The organism is Rhodoferax sp. OV413 (assembly GCF_900104385.1).
GTDB lineage: Bacteria > Pseudomonadota > Gammaproteobacteria > Burkholderiales > Burkholderiaceae_C > Rhodoferax_B.
Genome location: NZ_FNJA01000009.1, coordinates 1 through 16,739, shown reverse-complemented (window position 1 = coordinate 16,739; position 16,739 = coordinate 1). Strand labels below are relative to the sequence as shown.

17 protein-coding genes are annotated in these 16,739 nt (G+C 63.1%); 14 read left to right on the top strand and 3 right to left on the bottom strand.

Annotation, left to right across the window (positions count from 1 at the left end; genetic code table 11):
- Positions 1-4: 4 nt before the first annotated feature.
- Together BLT66_RS23895 and BLT66_RS23890 are read left to right on the top strand one after the other, a co-directional pair.
- Positions 5-688, top strand: coding sequence for a dienelactone hydrolase family protein (locus BLT66_RS23895; RefSeq protein WP_092761996.1), 684 nt, complete (start codon positions 5-7; stop codon positions 686-688).
- Between the two features lie 2 nt (positions 689-690).
- The gene (locus tag BLT66_RS23890) at positions 691-1,332 is read left to right on the top strand and encodes a glutathione S-transferase family protein (RefSeq protein ID WP_092761994.1); all 642 of its coding nucleotides are present in this window, start codon (positions 691-693) and stop codon (positions 1,330-1,332) included.
- A 13-nt stretch (positions 1,333-1,345) separates the two neighbouring features.
- On the opposite strand, the gene BLT66_RS23885 is transcribed toward BLT66_RS23890, so the two are convergent.
- Positions 1,346-2,242 carry a LysR family transcriptional regulator gene (locus BLT66_RS23885; RefSeq protein ID WP_369821632.1) on the bottom strand — a complete coding sequence of 299 codons (897 nt, stop codon included), beginning with the start codon at positions 2,240-2,242 and terminating at the stop codon, positions 1,346-1,348.
- 192 nt (positions 2,243-2,434) lie between these two features.
- Here BLT66_RS23885 and BLT66_RS23880 point away from each other — a divergent pair, with 192 nt between their 5' ends.
- From BLT66_RS23880 to BLT66_RS23870, 3 genes are all read left to right on the top strand, one after another.
- Entirely contained in the window at positions 2,435-2,746 is a 312-nt protein-coding gene (locus BLT66_RS23880; protein ID WP_092762189.1) for a DUF4148 domain-containing protein, read from the top strand.
- 60 nt (positions 2,747-2,806) lie between these two features.
- Positions 2,807-3,127: a DUF4148 domain-containing protein gene (locus BLT66_RS23875; protein WP_176955153.1), complete on the top strand. Its 321-nt coding sequence runs from the start codon at positions 2,807-2,809 to the stop codon at positions 3,125-3,127.
- A gap of 295 nt (positions 3,128-3,422) precedes the next feature.
- Positions 3,423-6,296 (top strand): sensor domain-containing phosphodiesterase, encoded by a 2,874-nt coding sequence (locus tag BLT66_RS23870; protein ID WP_092761988.1) that lies wholly within the window; start codon positions 3,423-3,425, stop codon positions 6,294-6,296.
- 22 nt (positions 6,297-6,318) lie between these two features.
- On the opposite strand, the gene BLT66_RS23865 is transcribed toward BLT66_RS23870, so the two are convergent.
- Together BLT66_RS23865 and hemB are read right to left on the bottom strand one after the other, a co-directional pair.
- Positions 6,319-7,437, bottom strand: a complete 1,119-nt coding sequence (locus BLT66_RS23865; protein ID WP_092761986.1) for a magnesium transporter CorA family protein — start codon at positions 7,435-7,437, stop codon at positions 6,319-6,321.
- Positions 7,438-7,519: 82 nt separating this feature from the next.
- Positions 7,520-8,530, bottom strand: a complete 1,011-nt coding sequence (hemB, locus tag BLT66_RS23860; protein ID WP_092761984.1) for a porphobilinogen synthase — start codon at positions 8,528-8,530, stop codon at positions 7,520-7,522.
- Positions 8,531-8,753: 223 nt separating this feature from the next.
- Between hemB and BLT66_RS23855 the strand changes: the two genes are divergently transcribed.
- The 9 genes from BLT66_RS23855 to BLT66_RS23815 form a co-directional block, all read left to right on the top strand.
- Positions 8,754-9,182, top strand: a complete 429-nt coding sequence (locus BLT66_RS23855; protein WP_092761982.1) for a CopD family protein — start codon at positions 8,754-8,756, stop codon at positions 9,180-9,182.
- Positions 9,183-9,204: 22 nt separating this feature from the next.
- Positions 9,205-10,299 carry a VanZ family protein gene (locus tag BLT66_RS23850; RefSeq protein ID WP_092761980.1) on the top strand — a complete coding sequence of 365 codons (1,095 nt, stop codon included), beginning with the start codon at positions 9,205-9,207 and terminating at the stop codon, positions 10,297-10,299.
- Positions 10,300-10,308: 9 nt separating this feature from the next.
- Positions 10,309-10,668 (top strand): (2Fe-2S) ferredoxin domain-containing protein, encoded by a 360-nt coding sequence (locus BLT66_RS23845; RefSeq protein WP_092761978.1) that lies wholly within the window; start codon positions 10,309-10,311, stop codon positions 10,666-10,668.
- Between the two features lie 71 nt (positions 10,669-10,739).
- Positions 10,740-11,366 (top strand): alpha/beta hydrolase, encoded by a 627-nt coding sequence (locus tag BLT66_RS23840; protein WP_092761976.1) that lies wholly within the window; start codon positions 10,740-10,742, stop codon positions 11,364-11,366.
- 103 nt (positions 11,367-11,469) lie between these two features.
- A complete protein-coding gene (locus BLT66_RS23835) occupies positions 11,470-12,627 on the top strand; it encodes a D-alanyl-D-alanine carboxypeptidase family protein (RefSeq protein ID WP_092761974.1) in 1,158 nt (385 codons plus the stop codon).
- Between the two features lie 162 nt (positions 12,628-12,789).
- Positions 12,790-13,167 (top strand): 30S ribosomal protein S12, encoded by a 378-nt coding sequence (gene rpsL, locus BLT66_RS23830; protein WP_011466063.1) that lies wholly within the window; start codon positions 12,790-12,792, stop codon positions 13,165-13,167.
- Positions 13,168-13,315: 148 nt separating this feature from the next.
- Positions 13,316-13,789: a 30S ribosomal protein S7 gene (gene rpsG / locus BLT66_RS23825; protein ID WP_092761972.1), complete on the top strand. Its 474-nt coding sequence runs from the start codon at positions 13,316-13,318 to the stop codon at positions 13,787-13,789.
- Positions 13,790-13,882: 93 nt separating this feature from the next.
- On the top strand, positions 13,883-15,985 hold the full coding sequence (fusA, locus tag BLT66_RS23820; RefSeq protein WP_092761970.1) for an elongation factor G: 2,103 nt from the start codon (positions 13,883-13,885) through the stop codon (positions 15,983-15,985).
- 159 nt (positions 15,986-16,144) lie between these two features.
- Positions 16,145-16,739: GTP-binding protein (locus tag BLT66_RS23815; protein WP_143029280.1), on the top strand; the 595-nt coding region annotated here is incomplete at its 3' end.

Below are 16,739 nucleotides of genomic sequence, written 5' to 3'. Positions count from 1 at the left end.
CCGTATGTCTTCATATGTTGACCTCACCGCCGCCGACGGCTTCGTGTTCCCTGCCTATGTAGCCCAACCTGCTGGCAAGCCCAAGGGCGCCGTGGTGGTGGTGCAGGAGATTTTTGGCGTGAACAGCCATATCCGTTCGGTGGCCGACGGCTACGCGGCCGATGGCTATCTGGCGGTGGCGCCGGACATGTTCCACCGCCTGCAGCCCGGCGTGAACCTGGGCTATACGCCCGACGACATCCAGGCCGGTGTGGCGCTGAAGGCGGCCGCCGAGGCGCTGGGTGTGCCCACACTGATGCAAAGCCTGCAGGCTGCGGTGGACTACGCCCACCAGGCGGGCAAGGTTGGCATGGTGGGCTACTGCTGGGGCGGCCTGCTGACCTGGCGCGCGGCCAGCCTGGTCGACGGCCTGGACGCGGCGGTCACTTACTACGGCGGCGGCATGACGGTGGCCGCCGAGGTGGCGCGCAAGCCGCGTGCGCCGGTGCTGTCGCACTTCGGCGAGCGCGACCACAGCATCGTGCTGGATTCGGTGACCAACTTCGGCCTGGCGCACCCCGAGGTGGATGCGCGCTTGTACCCGGCTGACCATGGCTTCAACTGCGACCAACGCGGTGCCTACGACGGCCCATCGGCCGCGCTGGCGCGCGAGCGTTCGCTGGCATTCTTTGCGCAGCACCTGGCCTGAGCATGCTCCAACTGCACTACTTTCCCGGCACCGCCAGCATGGCGCCGCATATCCTGCTGGAAGAGCTGGGCCTGCCGTTCGAGCTGGTCTGGGTGGACCGCGAGCACGACGGCCACAAGTCGGCCGCCTACCTGCAGCTAAACCCTAACGGCCTGATCCCGGTGCTGGCCGATGGCGAGGCGGTGCTATACGAGGCCGCCGCTATCTGCCTGCACCTGGCGGACGCGCATCCGCAGGCCGGGCTGGCACCACCGCTGGGCACGGCCGAACGCGCGCAGTATTACAAATGGATGGTCTGGCTGACCAATACCTTGCAGGCGAGTTTGATCCTGTACTTCTACCCGGACCGCTGGGCCGACGATACCGCCGGTACGGCCAGCGTCAAAGCCCATGCCGAGGCCCGCGTCGGCAGCTTGCTGGACCAGCTGGAAGCCGAGCTGGCGCGCCACGGCGGCCCCTGGATGCTGGGCACGCAGTACAGCGCGGTTGACGCCTATGCGTTGATGTTGTGCCGCTGGACCCGCGGCTTCGCCCGGCCCGCACGCAGCCTGCCGCAACTAGGGGTTTATCTGCAGCGCATGCTGGCGCGCCCCGCCGTGCAGCGCGTATTTGCCACCGAAAAGATCGGCCAGCCGCTGGTGTGAGGCTGCGGCCGGCTTATTCCACCTTCCAACGCTCTTCCATGAAGGCCAGCAAAGCCTTCAAAGCCGCGCTGTTGTGCCTGCGGTGCACGTAGCCGGCAAACAGCCACAGGTCGTCGGGGCTGTATTCGGGCAGTACCGCCTGCAAGCTGCCTTGCTCCAGCAGGTTGCGCACCAGCAAACGCGGCAAACGCGCCACTCCCATGCCGAGCAAGGCCATGTGCATCAAGGGCACGGGATCGCTGGCGTCCATGCGGCTGCGCAGGGCGACGCTGTGCGACTTGCCGTTGACCTTGAAGCGCCACGAGGGGCTGGTGCCCGACAAGGACAGCGTCAGCGCGTCATGCCCGGCCAGGTCGTCCGGGTGCTGGGGAATGCCGCGTTGCTGCCAGTAGGTGGGCGTGGCACAGACCACCAGGTCGATGCGCCGCAGCTTGCGCACGATGAGGTTCGGGTCGGCCGCGACGCCCACGCGCAGCGACAGGTCCAGGCCTTCTTCCACCATGTCGAGCACGCGGTTGCTCAGGTCCAGGCTGACGTGCACCTCGGGGTAGCGGCGCATGAAATCGGCCAGCAGGCCGGGTAGCTCGACGCTGCCAATGCCTTGCGGCGCTGTCATGCGCAGGCGGCCACTGGGTTCCTGGGAGCGGTGCAGCAGCTCTTCCTGGGTCAGCGCCATCATTTCCAACAAGGGCGTGCTGCGTTCCAGCAGCAGGTCGCCCGCGTCGGTCAGGCTGATGGTGCGGGTGCTGCGGTTCAGCAGGCGGGTGCCGAGCCGGCTCTCCAGTTCCGCGATGTACTTGCTGACATTGGCTTTGGACACGTCCAGAGACTTGGCGGCGCGTGAGAAACCGCCGCGGGCGGCGACTTCTCGGAAGGTGCGTATGAGTTCGAGTGTGTCCATTGTTTCCATGGTCGAAACAGACTTGTTCCGCTTTGACCTGTTTAAAGCTGCAACTTAACGCCTATCTGCTATTCACAGGTAGTGCAAGGTCACAAACCCTGTGAACTGCGAATCCGGCGCAGCAAGCCCTACAAGAGTGGTTTGCTCCGTCCAGGGTTCCTGGTTCCGTAGAACTGTTACTAACTTTGAAGGAAAAATAATATGAAGACGTCGAAACTCCTCGCCTCCAGCCTGATCGCCCTGGCCTCCGTGGCCGCTACTAGCGCCTTTGCCGACTCTTACGACCGCAACTACCCGGTCGTGGTAGCGGCCCCCGGCTCCACCGGCTTGACCCGCGCGCAAGTGCAGGCCGAGCTGGCCCAGGCCCGCCAAGACGGCAGTTTGGCTGCCTACAACGACGACCAGAACTACCCGGTAATCGCCCCCGTCGGCACGCCCAAGACCCGTGCTGAAGTGCAGGCCGAGCTGGTCCAGGCCATCAAGGACGGCAGCATTCCGGTTGTCCGTAGCTAATCCATCACTTTGCCGGGCATGTGCCCGGCATGTTCCCCTTATTCATTGAAGGAGCTCATCATGAACACGCGCAAACTTTTCGCCACTTCCCTGATCGCCCTGGCTTCCGTGGCTGCCAGTAGTGCTTTTGCCGAAGACGGTTACGACCACAACTATCCGGTGATCGCCGCGACTGCCGGTAGCAGCACGGTCACCCGCGCCCAAGTCCGGGCCGAGCTGATCCAGGCTGAAAAAGATGGCAGCTTGGCTGCGATCAGTGACAACAACTACCCGGTCGTCCAAAGCACCGGCCCGGCCAAGACCCGTGCCGAAGTGCGCGCCGAAGTGGCTGCTGCCGCCAAGGCCGGCACCCTGGACATCCGCGGCGACTACCACGGTTAATCCATGGTCTACGCAGGACGCAGCGGGCCAGATCCCGCTGCGCTCCCGGCAGTGAAGATGTGCAGCAGCGCTGAGTCCATGCATAAAACTGGCCACCAGCGCATATACATCCTGCACAAGTAGCTGCAAATTTAGGAGTATTCGAGTCTGAGGGCTTGCATACCTCCGTCCCCCTTGCAAAACGTTGGAAAACCACGATTTCCAACGTTTCGGGCGCGAAAAAACACCACGGGCACTTGCAATGCGCAGTCGCCAGCACCGAAGATAGCGGGTTGCTAGCTGCCATGGAGCGCCGATGTCTTCCCGTTTCCCCCTTCCCTACCCAGCGCCAGCGCACGAAGCTAGCCCCGCTGTGGATGGGGGCGCGCCCGCGCATGCCCCTCTGGAGGAAACCGCTTTTCCGCAGGACAGCCTGCAAGCCTTGCTGGCCGAGGTTGCGCAGAATGCGCCAGCCCTGCCATGGGCGGCTTACCGGGCCGGTGAAAAACTGCATCTGATCGGCCAGGGCGGCGCGGCTGGAAGCTGGCCTGTCGCCATTGCCAAAGACGCATTTGCAGCGTTCTGCCGCGCGCAGGGTCTGCACCGTTGGGCTTCTGGCCAGGGCGAAAGCGCGCTGGGTTGGGTGCTGGCGCCGCAGAGCGAAGCCGGCAACCCGGTGGTGGCCGATCTAGCGCGCAAACTGGGCCTGCGCCTGCAGATCGACGCCCTGGCCCGGGCCCAGGCCAGCCAGCGCGTGCTGTTCGAGATCACCTACCTGGCCAGTTCCACCCGCGAGCGTCGGGCCTTCCTGCAAGGTGTGCACCGCCACCTGTCGACCCTGATCGATGCCGAAAACTTCTATCTGGCGCTGTACGACAGCCAGACCGACAAGGTCGCCTATCCGTACTACATCGACAACGCCGATGCGTTTGAGACCGAGGAATACGAGATCATCGACCGCCAGCGCATGTCCATGACCCACTATGTGCTGACCACCGGCCAGGCCTTGTTCGTCAACGCCGCGGACATTGCCGCAGCCCAGGACGAAGCGCGCTTTTACTGCGTGGGCCATCGCCCGGAATTCTGGATGGGGGTGCCGCTGAAAAACGCCTCCGACGAAGTGTTCGGCATGCTGGCCATGCAGGTCTACGACGCGTCGCGTATCTACAGCGTCGAGGACCGCGAGCTGTTCATGGTGGTGGCGCGCCACGTGGCCATGGCGCTGGACCGGATTCTGCACCGCGCCCACCTCGAAGAAACCGTGGCCCGGCGCACCCTGGAGCTGTCTACCCTCAACGACGCGCTGCGGCACGAGGTGGGCGACCGCGAGCGTGCCGAGCACCTACAGCGCGCCTTGTTCCAGATCACCGAGCTGGCCAGCCAGCCGGGCGACATGGCCGAGCTGTTCCGCGGCCTGCACGGCATCGTGGGCGAGCTGCTGTTTGCCCATAACTTCTATATCGCGCTGTTCGACGATGCGACCACCGAGGTGACCTTTCCCTACTACGTGGACGAATTTCTGGACAACGCGCCCAAGTCCCGGCGCGGCGAGCGGGGCGTGACCGAATACGTCATCCGCCAGCGCCGGCCTTGCCTGATCAGCCGCGAGGAAGCCTTGCGACTGGAAGGCCTTGGCGAGATTTCCATTCACCGGGCCGCCAACCCCTCGTATTCCTGGCTGGGCATTCCGCTGTTCGACGGCGACGTGGTGCGTGGCGTGCTGGCGGTGCAAAGCTATTCGGCCGACATCCACTATTCGCTGCGCGACCAGGAACTGCTGACCTTTGTGTCCCGGCATATCGACACGGCCTTGTCGCGGCGCAGCGCCGCCGAAGCCATCCACGCCGCCAATATGCAGCTGGAAGCCAGGGTGCAGGACCGCACCCGCGCGCTGGACTACGCCAACGCCCAGCTGCAACACGAGAACGCCCATGACTCGCTGACCGGCCTGCCGAACCGCGCGCACCTGCAGCAACGCCTTCACAGCGCCTGGCAGGCTTTCTGCACCCATGGCCAGGAGCTGGTGGTGATGTTCATCGACCTCGACCGCTTCAAGATGGTCAACGACAGCCTGGGCCACCACTTCGGCGATTTGCTGCTGGTCCAGGTTGCCGACCGCCTGCGCCGCTGCATGCGCGACAGCGATCTGCTGGCCCGCCTGGGCGGCGACGAATTCGCGGTGCTGGCCTTTGGTGCGCCGCCGGACGTGACGGAGGCCATCGCCGAGCGGATTCTGGAGGCCTTCGACCTCCCGTTCCAGATCGATGGGCACACCGTGTTTTCATCCTGCAGCGTCGGCGTGGTCGGTGCCGACAGCCAGTTCCACCAGGAGCCGGCCGACCTGCTGCGAGATGCCGACACCGCCATGTACCGGGTGAAGAACGCCGGGCGCGACAGCTATGCGCTGTTCAGCCAGGAAGTGCGGCGCGAAGTGTCCGACCAGATGGAGCAGGAGAACGCGCTGCGCAATGCGCTCAAGCGCAACGATGAACTGCTGCCGTATTTCCAGCCCATCATCGACGTGGAGAGCGGTGCCATCCTGGCGCTGGAGGCCTTGATACGCTGGCACCAGCCGGACGGCAATGTTGTTGCACCGGGCCAGTTCCTGCCGGCACTGGAAGGTTTTCGGCTGATCGGTCGGCTGGACTTCTACATGCTGCAAAGCGTGGTGGCGATCCTGGCCCAGCCCGAGCATGCGCACTGGCCCACCGTGCATGTGAACTGCTCCAGCTACAGCATCACCCGCACCGAATTCGCCAGCGAAGTGCTCAGCCTGTTGGAAGAGTATGGCGTGGCGCCATCGCGCATTTGCCTGGAGCTCACCGAAGGTGCGCTGGTGGCCGAACCCGAGCTGGCGCGCCAGGCCATGAAGCACCTGGCGGACAACGGCGTGTCGGTGGTGCTGGACGATTTCGGCGCCGGCTTCTCATCGCTGAGCTATGTGCACCAGTACCACTTCAGCGGTTTGAAGATCGACAAGTCTTTCATTCTGGAGCTGACCACCAGCCCGCGCAGCCGCGCCATCGTGCGGGCCATCGTGCGCATGGCCGAGTCGCTGGACCTGAGCGTGGTGGCCGAAGGGGTGGAAGACGCCGAAACCCTGGCCTTGCTGCGCGACATGGGCGCCGGCCAGGCGCAGGGCTATTACTTCTCCCGGCCGGTGCCGAAGGAAGCGCTGAAGCTGCGCTAGCCGGCCACCGTGGGGATGGCCTTCAGCGGCCTGTGCGGGCCAGATACCGGTTGCGCCAGAACAGCAGCACCATGCCCAGCGCGATGACCACCATCGCGCCCAGCGCCCACCAGAAACCGCCTTGGCGGTGCAGCAGCGGGATCACCTCGAAGTTCATGCCGAAGATGCCGGCAATCAGGTTCAGCGGCAGGAAGATGGCGGTCAGCACCGTCAGCGTCAGCATGATGTTGTTCGCCTGGTTGCCTTGCACGCTGAAGTGCATCTGCACCGCGGTCTCGACGCTTTGCTCCAGCCGCCGCACGTGGTGCACCACGCGTTCAATATGTTCCAGCACGTCGCGGCTGCGCACCTGCAGCAGCTCGCGTTCGCGCAGCTCGGCCATGCCTTGGGCATCCGGCCAGGTCTTGACCGCCTCGATCCAGTCCTGGATGGCGGAGCGCTGTTCTTCGCACACGTCGTCCAGTTGGTGCAAGGTCAGCCGCGCATCCAGCAGCGCGCTCCAGTTGCTGAAGCGCGCGCCCGGCTTGAGCAGCTCGCCCTGCCAGTGGTCGAGCTGGCGTGTCAGTTCGCGGCGCAGGTCCAGGTAGCCATCGACCATGGTGTTGACGATGCGCAGCATCAGGTCCGCCGGGCTGGCGGGCACGCGGGCGCCCGTGGCCCGCAGCTCGGTAGAGGTGGCGGCCAGCAGCTTTTCGGCGTAGCTGTCGCGCACCGCGCAGTCGGCGGGGTGTACGGTCAGCAGCACCTGGTCGAACACCGCAAAGCCCACCGGGTTGGTGTTGATGCGGTGCAGGATGGGCGGGCCGCCGCGCTTCATCGGCTGGCCTAGCGGCACGGTGGGCACGACCGGTGCGTCCGGTCCGGCTTCCGCAGCGCCGGGGGCCAGGCGGCGGAACACCAGCAGGTCGTACTGCGAGGTGTAGTCGTAGTGCGATGGCAGCTGGTTGTTCAGCAGGTCCGACACATGCAGGTCCACCAGCTGGTGGCCGCAGAGCTGTTGCAGCGTGGACTGCAGCTGCGGCTGCTGGACTTCAAACTCGCGCCGCGCGCAGGCGATCCAGACGTAGCCGCCGGGCACCGGCGTGGTGGGCAATTCCGTGGTTTCCACCACGCTGCTGCCGACGATGGTGAAGATGCGCATGGGTGTGGATATGTATAAAAAATATGCCGTTAGCGCAGGTAGATATTGCGCAAGCAGCTATTATTTTTGTAGTGAATGGGCGTCAGGCGTTCAGCAGCCGGGCGGCGTCGATGGCGAAATAGGTCAGCACCCCATCGGCTCCGGCGCGCTTGAAGGCCATCAGGCTTTCCAGCATCACACGGTCGTGGTCCAGCCAGCCATTTTGCGCCGCGGCTTTCAGCATCGCGTATTCGCCCGATACCTGGTAGGCGAAGGTCGGCACGCGGAATTCGTCTTTCACGCGGCGCACCACGTCCAGGTAGGGCATGCCGGGCTTGACCATCACCATGTCGGCGCCTTCGGCGATGTCCATGGCCACTTCGCGCAGCGCCTCGTCGCTGTTCGCCGGGTCCATCTGGTAGGTCTTTTTGTCGCTCTTGCCCAGGTTGGCGGCCGAGCCCACGGCGTCGCGGAACGGGCCGTAGAAGGCGCTGGCGTACTTGGCGCTGTAGGCCATGATGCGGGTGTGGATGTGGCCGTGGGCCTCCAGTGCCGTGCGGATCGCGCCTATGCGCCCGTCCATCATGTCGCTGGGCGCCACGATGTCGACGCCGGCATCGGCCTGGGCCAGCGCCTGCTTCACCAGGGCCTCAATCGTCAGCTCGTTGACGATGTAGCCGTTCTCATCCGGCAGGCCGTCCTGGCCGTGGCTGGTGTAGGGGTCGAGCGCCACGTCGGTCATCACGCCGAGGTCCGGGAAGCGTTTCTTCAGCTCGCGCACCACCCGCGGCACCAGGCCGTCGGGGTTGAAGGCTTCTTCGCCGCCATAGGTTTTCAGCGACTGGTCGATCACCGGGAACAGCGCCATCGCCGGGATCTGCAGGCGTACGCATTCCTCGGCCACCGGCAGCAGCAGGTCCAGGCTCAGGCGCTCCACCCCGGGCATGGAGGCCACGGCTTCGCGGCGGTTGGCTCCCTCGTGCACAAACACCGGATAGATCAGGTCGTGCGCGGTCAAGGTGTTTTCCCGCACCAGGTTGCGGTTGAACGCATCGCGGCGCAAACGGCGTGGCCGGCCGGCGGGGTAGGGGGCGTAGGGTGTGGAAGAGGTCATGGGCAAAATTGTGCCCGATCCAGATAAGCCCTCTTGAATCCGCTCTGCAGCTTTGTTAGATTGGCTTCGGGGCGGCTTGCCGCTCTCCCGCTTTACCTCCCTGAGCGGGGCCTCACGGTTTAATAACCCGCGGGCTTAAAGCCTCGGCCGATGGCCGGGGCATTTTTTTGGGTGTTCCCCACGGGGCGGTGCGGGCAACGGGGGTGAGCCTTAAACTCCCTGCATGCTCTGGATCAAATCCCTCCACATCGTCTTCGTCGCCAGCTGGTTCGCCGGGCTGTTCTATCTGCCGCGCATCTTCGTCAATCTGGCGATGGTGTCGCCGGGCTCGCTGGCCGAACGCGAGCGTCTGATGCTGATGGCGGGCAAGCTGCTGCGCTTCACCACCATCCTGGCCGTGCCGGCCATCGCCTTGGGCGCCTGGCTGTGGCTGGGCTACGGCATAGGCCGCGGCCCGGGCAACGGCTGGATGCACGCCAAGCTGGGCGTGGTGCTGCTGGTGATTGGCTACCACCACGGCTGCGGCGTGCTGCTGCGCAAGATGCGCGCCGGCGCGCCCATGCGCAGCCATACCTGGTACCGCTGGTTCAACGAAGTGCCGGTTCTGCTGCTGCTGGCGGCCGTGGTGCTGGTGGTCGTCAAGCCGTTTTAACGCCCGGCTGCGGGTCTGACGGATGCATAAAACCTCGGCCTGGCCCTTGGCTCTGCTGTATGCGGGGCTGGTGGTGTATGCCAGCCTGTACCCGTTCGACGGCTGGCGCGACCAGGGCATCGAGCCTTGGTTCTTTGTCACCGCGCCCTGGCCCAAGTACTGGACCGGTTTCGACGTGGCCACCAACCTGGCAGGCTACGCGCCGCTGGGCTTCTTGCTCGCCCTGAGCGGCCTGCGCTCGGGGCGGACCCGGGTGCCGGTGTTGGCGGCTACGCTGGTGGCCGGCCTGCTGTCGCTGTGCATGGAGACCTTGCAAAGCTATCTGCCGGTGCGCGTGCCGTCGAACGTCGATTGGGCCTTGAACACCGCCGGCGGCTTGCTGGGTGCCGTGATCGCCGCCTTGCTGGAGCGGCTGGGGGCTATCGACCGCTGGAGCCAATTCCGCGAGCGCTGGTTTGTGGCCGATGCGCGCGGTGTGCTGGTGCTGCTGGCGCTGTGGCCGGTGGCCTTGCTGTTCCCTGCTGCCGTGCCGCTGGGCTTGGGCCAGGTGATGGAACGGGTCGAGGCGGGGCTGGCCGAGGCCCTGGCCGATACCCCGTTTCTCGACTGGCTGCCGGTGCGCGATGTAGAGCTGCAGCCGCTGGTGCCCGGCACCGAAATGCTGTGCGTGCTGCTGGGCGCGCTGATTCCCTGCCTGCTGGGCTACTGTGTGGTGCGCCGCAAATACCAACGGGTGCTGCTGGCTGCGGTGATGCTGGCCGCCGGCCTGGGCGCCGCCGCCTTGTCGGCCGGCCTGAGCTATGGGCCCCAGCATGCGCTGGACTGGCTGAGCCTGCCGGTGCGGGTCGGCCTGTGGGCCGCCTTGCCGCTGGTGGTGTTGCTGGTCTGGGTGCCGCGCCGGGTCTGCGCGGCGCTGTTGCTGGTGGCGCTGGCGCTGCATGTGGGCCTGCTGAACCAGGCGCCGGCCAGCGCCTACTTTGCGCAAACTTTGCAAACCTGGGAGCAGGGCCGCTTCATCCGTTTCCACGGCCTGGTGCAGTGGCTGGGCTGGCTCTGGCCCTACGCGGCGCTGGCCGTGGTGGTGGGGCGCACCGCCCGGCCGACGCCAGAAAACTAAAATACCGGCATGACCGACACCACCCCAACCGCTGCGCCTACCGGTTCTTACTACGGGCGCCACATCTTCTTCTGCCTGAACGACCGCACCAACGGCGAAGACAGCTGCGCCCACCACAACGCCCAGGCTGGCTTTGACCGCTGCAAGGCGCTGGTCAAGAAGGCCGGCTTGTCCGGCCCTGGACAGGTACGGGTCAACAAGGCCGGTTGCCTGGACCGCTGCGCCGCCGGCCCGGTGGCCGTGGTGTACCCCGAGGCTGTCTGGTATAGCTTTGTCGACGAAAGCGATATCGATGAGATCGTCGAGTCGCATTTGAAGAACGGCCAGGTGGTAGAGCGCCTGGTGACGCCGGCCCACCTGGGTCGTTGATTTTTCAAGCTTTTTAGGCTGCCTGCGCATATTCCGTCTGCGCAGGCAGCTATCAATTTGGTAGTAATTCCGTGAATGCATCGACCCAGAAACTGAGCCTGACCGGCGCGGCGGGCAACATCGAAGCCGCGCTCGACCAGCCCAGCGGCACGCCGCGCGGCGTGGCCGTGATCGCCCATCCGCATCCGCTGTTTGCCGGCACCATGGACAACAAGGTGGTGCAGACCCTGGCGCGGGCCTTTGTGCAGTCGGGCTGGACCGCGGTGCGCTTCAACTTCCGTGGTGTCGGCGCCAGCGCCGGCGTGCACGATGAAGGCCGGGGCGAGTGCGAAGACCTGCTGGCCGTGGTGGCGCAGACGGCGGCCGCCGGCCAGCCGCTGGCACTGGCCGGCTTTTCGTTTGGCGCCTTCGTGACCACCCATGCGGTGCAGGCGCTGTGGGCCAGCCGCCCGATGGAGCAGTTGGTGCTGGTCGGCACCTCGACCGCCCGCGCGCCGGCCGCCGTCTTGCCGCCCGAGGCGCACGGGCGCACCCTGGTGGTCCATGGCGAGCTGGACGACACCGTGCCGCTGGCCTCGGTGATGGACTGGGCACGGCCCCAGGTACTTCCTGTTACCGTCGTACCGGCGGGCGGACACTTCTTTCACGGACAATTGCCACTGTTGAAGAATCTGGTGCTGCGCCACCTGGGGGCATGAAACTTTGCGGCCTCGCCAGGGGTCGCATAGCGCTCTCCCAGCTGTCCTGTACGGCAGCCGCACCCTCTGCCTTGTTTTCTCTCTTTACCTCGTTATCCCATCCATGAAATACTTTTTGCAGGCTGTTGCCGCACCTTTGCTGGCTTCCGTCTCCCTGATCGCCGCTGCCCAGCCCGTCGCCGGCCCTGAAATCGCCGCCAAAGCCTATATGGTGGTGGACGTGACGGCCAACCAGGTCTTGCTGGAAAAAGACATCGACATGGCCGTCGAACCTGCATCGCTAACCAAGCTGATGACCGCCTACCTGGTGTTCGACGCGCTGCGCAGCAAGAAGATCACCCTGACGCAAACCCTGCCGGTGAGCCTCAAGGCCTGGAAGATGCCGGGTTCGCGCATGTTCATCGACCCCAAGATGCAGGTGCCGGTGGAAGACCTGATCAAGGGCATGATCGTCCAGTCGGGCAACGACGCCACCATGGCCCTGGCCGAAGGCGTGGGCGGCACGTCCGAGCGCTTTGTGGAAATGATGAACGCGCAGGCCAAGGCCCTGGGCATGAAGTCCACCGGCTACCGCAACCCCGAAGGCCTGACCGAAGCCGGTCACACCACCACGGCGCGCGACCTGAGCATCCTGGCCACCCGTTTGATGCGCGACTTCCCCGAGTACGCGCACTACGACGGCATGAAGAAGTACCACTACCCCGGTACCCCGGTCAGCAATGAAAACAACCGCAACGGTCTGCTGTTCCGCGACCCTACGGTCGACGGCCTGAAGACCGGCCATACGGACGCCGCCGGCTACTGCCTGATCGCCACCGCCAAGCGCGACTTTCCGAATGTCGGCAGCCGCCGCATCCTGACCATCCTGCTCGGCGCCGCCAGCGAGAACGCCCGCCTGAACGAATCGCAGAAGCTGCTGAACTGGGGCTATACCGCCTACGAAGGCGTGAAACTGTTCGATGCCAACCAAGCGGTGGTCACGCCGAATGTCTGGAAGGGCACGACTCCCACCATGAAGCTGGGTCGCCCCGATGCCATCGTGGTGGCGGTGCCGGCCGGCAATGCAGCCAAGGTCAAGACCGAAATCCAGCGCCCCGATCCCCTGGTCGCACCCTTCACCAAAGGCCAGGCTGTGGGTGCTTTGAAGGTCACTTTGGGCGAACAAACCCTGCTGACCGTGCCCCTGGTGGCGCTGGACGGTGTCGAACAAGCCGGCATCCTGGGCCGGGCCTGGGATTCCATCCGTTTGTGGATCAAGTAATTTCAAGAAGTGAGTGCCTGCAAACATCGACACATCGTTTAATGTTTGCAAGCACCTAACCAAAAAGCTATACTTGAAGGCTTTTCGGAAATTTCCGAAGGGATTCACGTTTTCTGTTAGTTTTAAACGTTTAGGGACGTTTTCTTTGTCAAGGAGGCTTTAGTGCCAACCATTAACCAGCTAGTACGTCAGGGACGCGAGGTCGAAACGATCAAGTCCAAGAGCCCTGCGATGCAAAATTCTCCGCAACGCCGTGGCGTTTGCACCCGCGTCTACACCACGACGCCTAAAAAGCCTAACTCCGCTTTGCGTAAGGTTGCCAAAGTGCGCCTGACCAACGGTTTTGAGGTCATTTCCTACATCGGCGGCGAAGGCCACAACCTGCAAGAACACAGTGTTGTGCTGGTTCGCGGCGGCCGGGTCAAGGATTTGCCCGGTGTGCGTTACCACATCGTGCGCGGTTCGCTCGATTTGCAAGGCGTGAAAGACCGCAAGCAATCGCGTTCCAAGTACGGTGCGAAGAAGCCAAAGGCTAAGTAAGCCCTCGGTTTTTAGGATATATCGGTGCTGTTTCCCGCGTGGCGCGGTGATGCAGCGTAGTGACCCGCTGTGGGTCGAGTAAGTGAAAACCAAAATGGTTTTTGCGGTGTCTGCCAAGACGCCAACTGAAGCAATTAAGAGGTGAAAAATGCCACGTCGTCGCGAAGTCCCTAAACGTGAAATCCTGCCGGATCCCAAGTACGGCAATGTTGAGCTGTCCAAATTCATGAACGTGATCATGGAAGGCGGCAAGAAAGCGATCGCTGAGCGCATCATTTATGGCGCTCTCGATTTCATCGAAAAGAAGAACCCAGGCAAAGACCCGCTGGAAGCCTTCACCCTGGCGATCAACAACGTCAAGCCCATGGTCGAAGTGAAGTCCCGCCGCGTCGGTGGTGCCAACTACCAAGTGCCTGTCGAAGTGCGCCCTGTGCGTCGCCTGGCGCTGTCCATGCGCTGGTTGAAGGAAGCCGCTCGTAAACGTGGCGAAAAGTCCATGTCCCTGCGTTTGGCCAATGAGTTGATGGAAGCCACCGAAGGCCGTGGCGGCGCGATGAAGAAGCGTGACGAAGTGCACCGTATGGCTGAAGCCAACAAGGCCTTCTCGCACTTCCGTTTCTAAGAACCGTCCTAATCCCCCTAGGCCCCTCAAGTTCACAAGCCCGCTCCACCCTTTTGGCGGATGGCGGGCTTGTGGCTTTAACGAAAGAGAACTATGGCTCGCCATACCCCCATTGAGCGCTATCGCAATATTGGTATCTCCGCGCACATCGATGCCGGCAAGACCACCACGACCGAGCGCATTCTGTTTTACACCGGCGTGAACCACAAGATTGGTGAAGTGCACGACGGTGCTGCCACCATGGACTGGATGGAGCAAGAGCAAGAGCGTGGCATCACGATCACCTCGGCGGCTACCACCTGCTTCTGGAAGGGTATGGACACGTCCTTGCCTGAACACCGCATCAACATCATTGATACCCCCGGCCACGTGGACTTCACGATTGAAGTCGAGCGCTCGATGCGCGTGCTGGACGGTGCGTGCATGGTGTACTGCGCTGTGGGTGGCGTGCAGCCCCAGTCCGAAACCGTGTGGCGCCAGGCCAACAAGTACAAAGTGCCACGTTTGGCCTTTGTGAACAAGATGGACCGTACCGGTGCCAACTTCTTCAAGGTCGTGGACCAGATGAAGCTGCGCCTGAAGGCCAGCCCCGTGCCGATGGTGATCCCAATCGGTGCCGAAGAAAACTTCACCGGCGTGGTCGACTTGCTCAAGATGAAAGCCATCATCTGGGACGAAGCTTCGCAAGGCATGAAGTTCGACTACCGTGAAATCCCCGCTGAACTGGTCGAATTGGCCAAGGAATGGCGCGAGAAGATGGTCGAAGCGGCTGCTGAAGCATCCGAAGAGTTCATGAACAAGTACCTCGAAGAAGGCGACTTGTCCGAAGAAGAAATCAAGCTGGGCATCCGCACGCGTACCATCGCCAGCGAAATTCAGCCTATGTACTGCGGTTCCGCCTTCAAGAACAAGGGCGTGCAGCGTATGTTGGACGCCGTGATCGAATTCATGCCATCGCCCGTGGACATCCCACCGGTGGGCGGCCTGGACGAAGATGATGCTCCCGTTGTGCGTAAAGCGGACGACAGCGAGAAGTTCTCGGCTCTGGCATTCAAGCTGATGACCGACCCGTTTGTGGGCCAACTGACCTTTGTGCGCGTCTATTCCGGCGTGCTGCAAAAGGGTGACAGCGTGTTCAACCCGATCCGCGGCAAGAAAGAGCGTATCGGCCGTATCGTGCAAATGCACGCCAACAATCGCGAAGAAGTCAGCGAAATCCGCGCCGGCGACATCGCTGCTTGCGTGGGCCTGAAAGACGTGACCACGGGCGAAACCCTGTGCGATCCTTCCGCCGTGGTGACCCTGGAGCGCATGGTGTTCCCTGAGCCTGTGATTACCCAGGCCGTGGAACCCAAGACCAAGGCCGACCAGGAAAAAATGGGTATCGCTTTGCAGCGTCTGGCCCAGGAAGATCCTTCGTTCCGCGTCAAGACCGACGAAGAATCAGGCCAGACCCTGATCGCCGGTATGGGCGAGTTGCATCTGGAAATTATTGTCGACCGCATGAAGCGCGAGTTTGGCGTGGAAGCCAACGTGGGCAAGCCCCAGGTTGCGTACCGCGAAACCATCCGCAAGACCATCGAAGATGCCGAAGGCAAGTTCGTGCGTCAATCCGGCGGTAAGGGCCAGTACGGCCATGTGGTGCTGAAGATCGAACCCAATGAAATGGGCAAGGGCATCGAATTCGTCGACGCTATCAAGGGCGGTGTGGTTCCTCGCGAATACATCCCTGCGGTTGAAAAGGGCATCCATGAAGCCGTCACGCAAGGCGTGCTGGCTGGGTACCCCGTCGTCGACGTCAAGGTCACCCTGCACTTCGGTTCGTACCACGATGTGGACTCGAACGAATTGGCGTTCAAGATGGCTGCGATCTTCGGTTTCAAGGAAGGCTGCCGCAAGGCCGGTCCCGTGATTCTGGAGCCCATGATGGCCGTGGAAGTCGAAACCCCCGAAGACTACGCCGGTAGCGTGATGGGCGACTTGTCCAGCCGCCGCGGCATGGTCCAGGGTATGGAAGACATGGTTGGTGGCGGCAAGGCCATCAAGGCCGAAGTGCCGCTGTCGGAAATGTTTGGCTACTCCACCACGCTGCGTTCCATGTCCCAAGGACGTGCAACGTACACGATGGAGTTCAAGCACTACTCGGAAGCGCCACGTAACGTGTCCGAAGCCATCATGGCTTCCCGCGCCAAGTAAAAGTTTGCAAAGCGGGCTCGGTTGCGTAAGCGGCCGGGTCTGCTCTCATGTTCCCCCTGTCTGCGATGGTGTGCCACCTTGTGCCCGTGCGAGGTGATCCAGCAACACTGTGCAGACATTAAACCTGACACGGGAAATAGCTCTTTGGAGAATTGAAAAATGGGAAAAGAAAAGTTCACACGTACCAAGCCCCACGTCAATGTGGGCACGATCGGCCACGTTGACCATGGCAAGACCACGCTGACCGCCGCCATCACCACCGTGCTGGCAGCCAAGTTCGGCGGTTCGGCCAAGGCCTACGACCAAATCGACGCGGCACCTGAAGAAAAGGCCCGCGGTATTACCATCAATACCGCCCACGTCGAATACGAAACCGCCAACCGCCACTATGCCCACGTGGACTGCCCAGGCCACGCCGACTATGTAAAGAACATGATCACCGGCGCAGCCCAAATGGACGGCGCTATTCTGGTGTGTTCCGCTGCTGACGGCCCTATGCCACAAACCCGCGAACACATCCTGTTGGCCCGCCAAGTTGGCGTGCCTTACATCATCGTGTTCCTGAACAAGTGCGACATGGTCGACGACGCCGAACTGCTCGAACTCGTTGAAATGGAAGTCCGCGAGCTGCTCGACAAATACGATTTCCCTGGCGACTCCACCCCCATCATCCACGGCTCGGCTAAGCTGGCCATGGAAGGCGACAAGGGTCCTCTGGGCGAAGAAGCCATCATGAAGCTGGCCGAAGCACTCG

Coding starts and splice junctions, on each gene's coding strand:
- BLT66_RS23885 (WP_369821632.1), bottom strand. CDS start 2,242: ATGGAAACAATGGACACACTCGAACTCATACGCACCTTCCGAGAAGTC.
- BLT66_RS23855 (WP_092761982.1), top strand. CDS start 8,754: ATGCTCTGGATCAAATCCCTCCACATCGTCTTCGTCGCCAGCTGGTTC.
- BLT66_RS23880 (WP_092762189.1), top strand. CDS start 2,435: ATGAAGACGTCGAAACTCCTCGCCTCCAGCCTGATCGCCCTGGCCTCC.
- BLT66_RS23850 (WP_092761980.1), top strand. CDS start 9,205: ATGCATAAAACCTCGGCCTGGCCCTTGGCTCTGCTGTATGCGGGGCTG.
- BLT66_RS23890 (WP_092761994.1), top strand. CDS start 691: ATGCTCCAACTGCACTACTTTCCCGGCACCGCCAGCATGGCGCCGCAT.
- hemB (WP_092761984.1), bottom strand. CDS start 8,530: ATGACCTCTTCCACACCCTACGCCCCCTACCCCGCCGGCCGGCCACGC.
- BLT66_RS23865 (WP_092761986.1), bottom strand. CDS start 7,437: ATGCGCATCTTCACCATCGTCGGCAGCAGCGTGGTGGAAACCACGGAA.
- fusA (WP_092761970.1), top strand. CDS start 13,883: ATGGCTCGCCATACCCCCATTGAGCGCTATCGCAATATTGGTATCTCC.
- BLT66_RS23875 (WP_176955153.1), top strand. CDS start 2,807: ATGAACACGCGCAAACTTTTCGCCACTTCCCTGATCGCCCTGGCTTCC.
- rpsG (WP_092761972.1), top strand. CDS start 13,316: ATGCCACGTCGTCGCGAAGTCCCTAAACGTGAAATCCTGCCGGATCCC.
- BLT66_RS23895 (WP_092761996.1), top strand. CDS start 5: ATGTCTTCATATGTTGACCTCACCGCCGCCGACGGCTTCGTGTTCCCT.
- BLT66_RS23845 (WP_092761978.1), top strand. CDS start 10,309: ATGACCGACACCACCCCAACCGCTGCGCCTACCGGTTCTTACTACGGG.
- BLT66_RS23835 (WP_092761974.1), top strand. CDS start 11,470: ATGAAATACTTTTTGCAGGCTGTTGCCGCACCTTTGCTGGCTTCCGTC.
- BLT66_RS23870 (WP_092761988.1), top strand. CDS start 3,423: ATGTCTTCCCGTTTCCCCCTTCCCTACCCAGCGCCAGCGCACGAAGCT.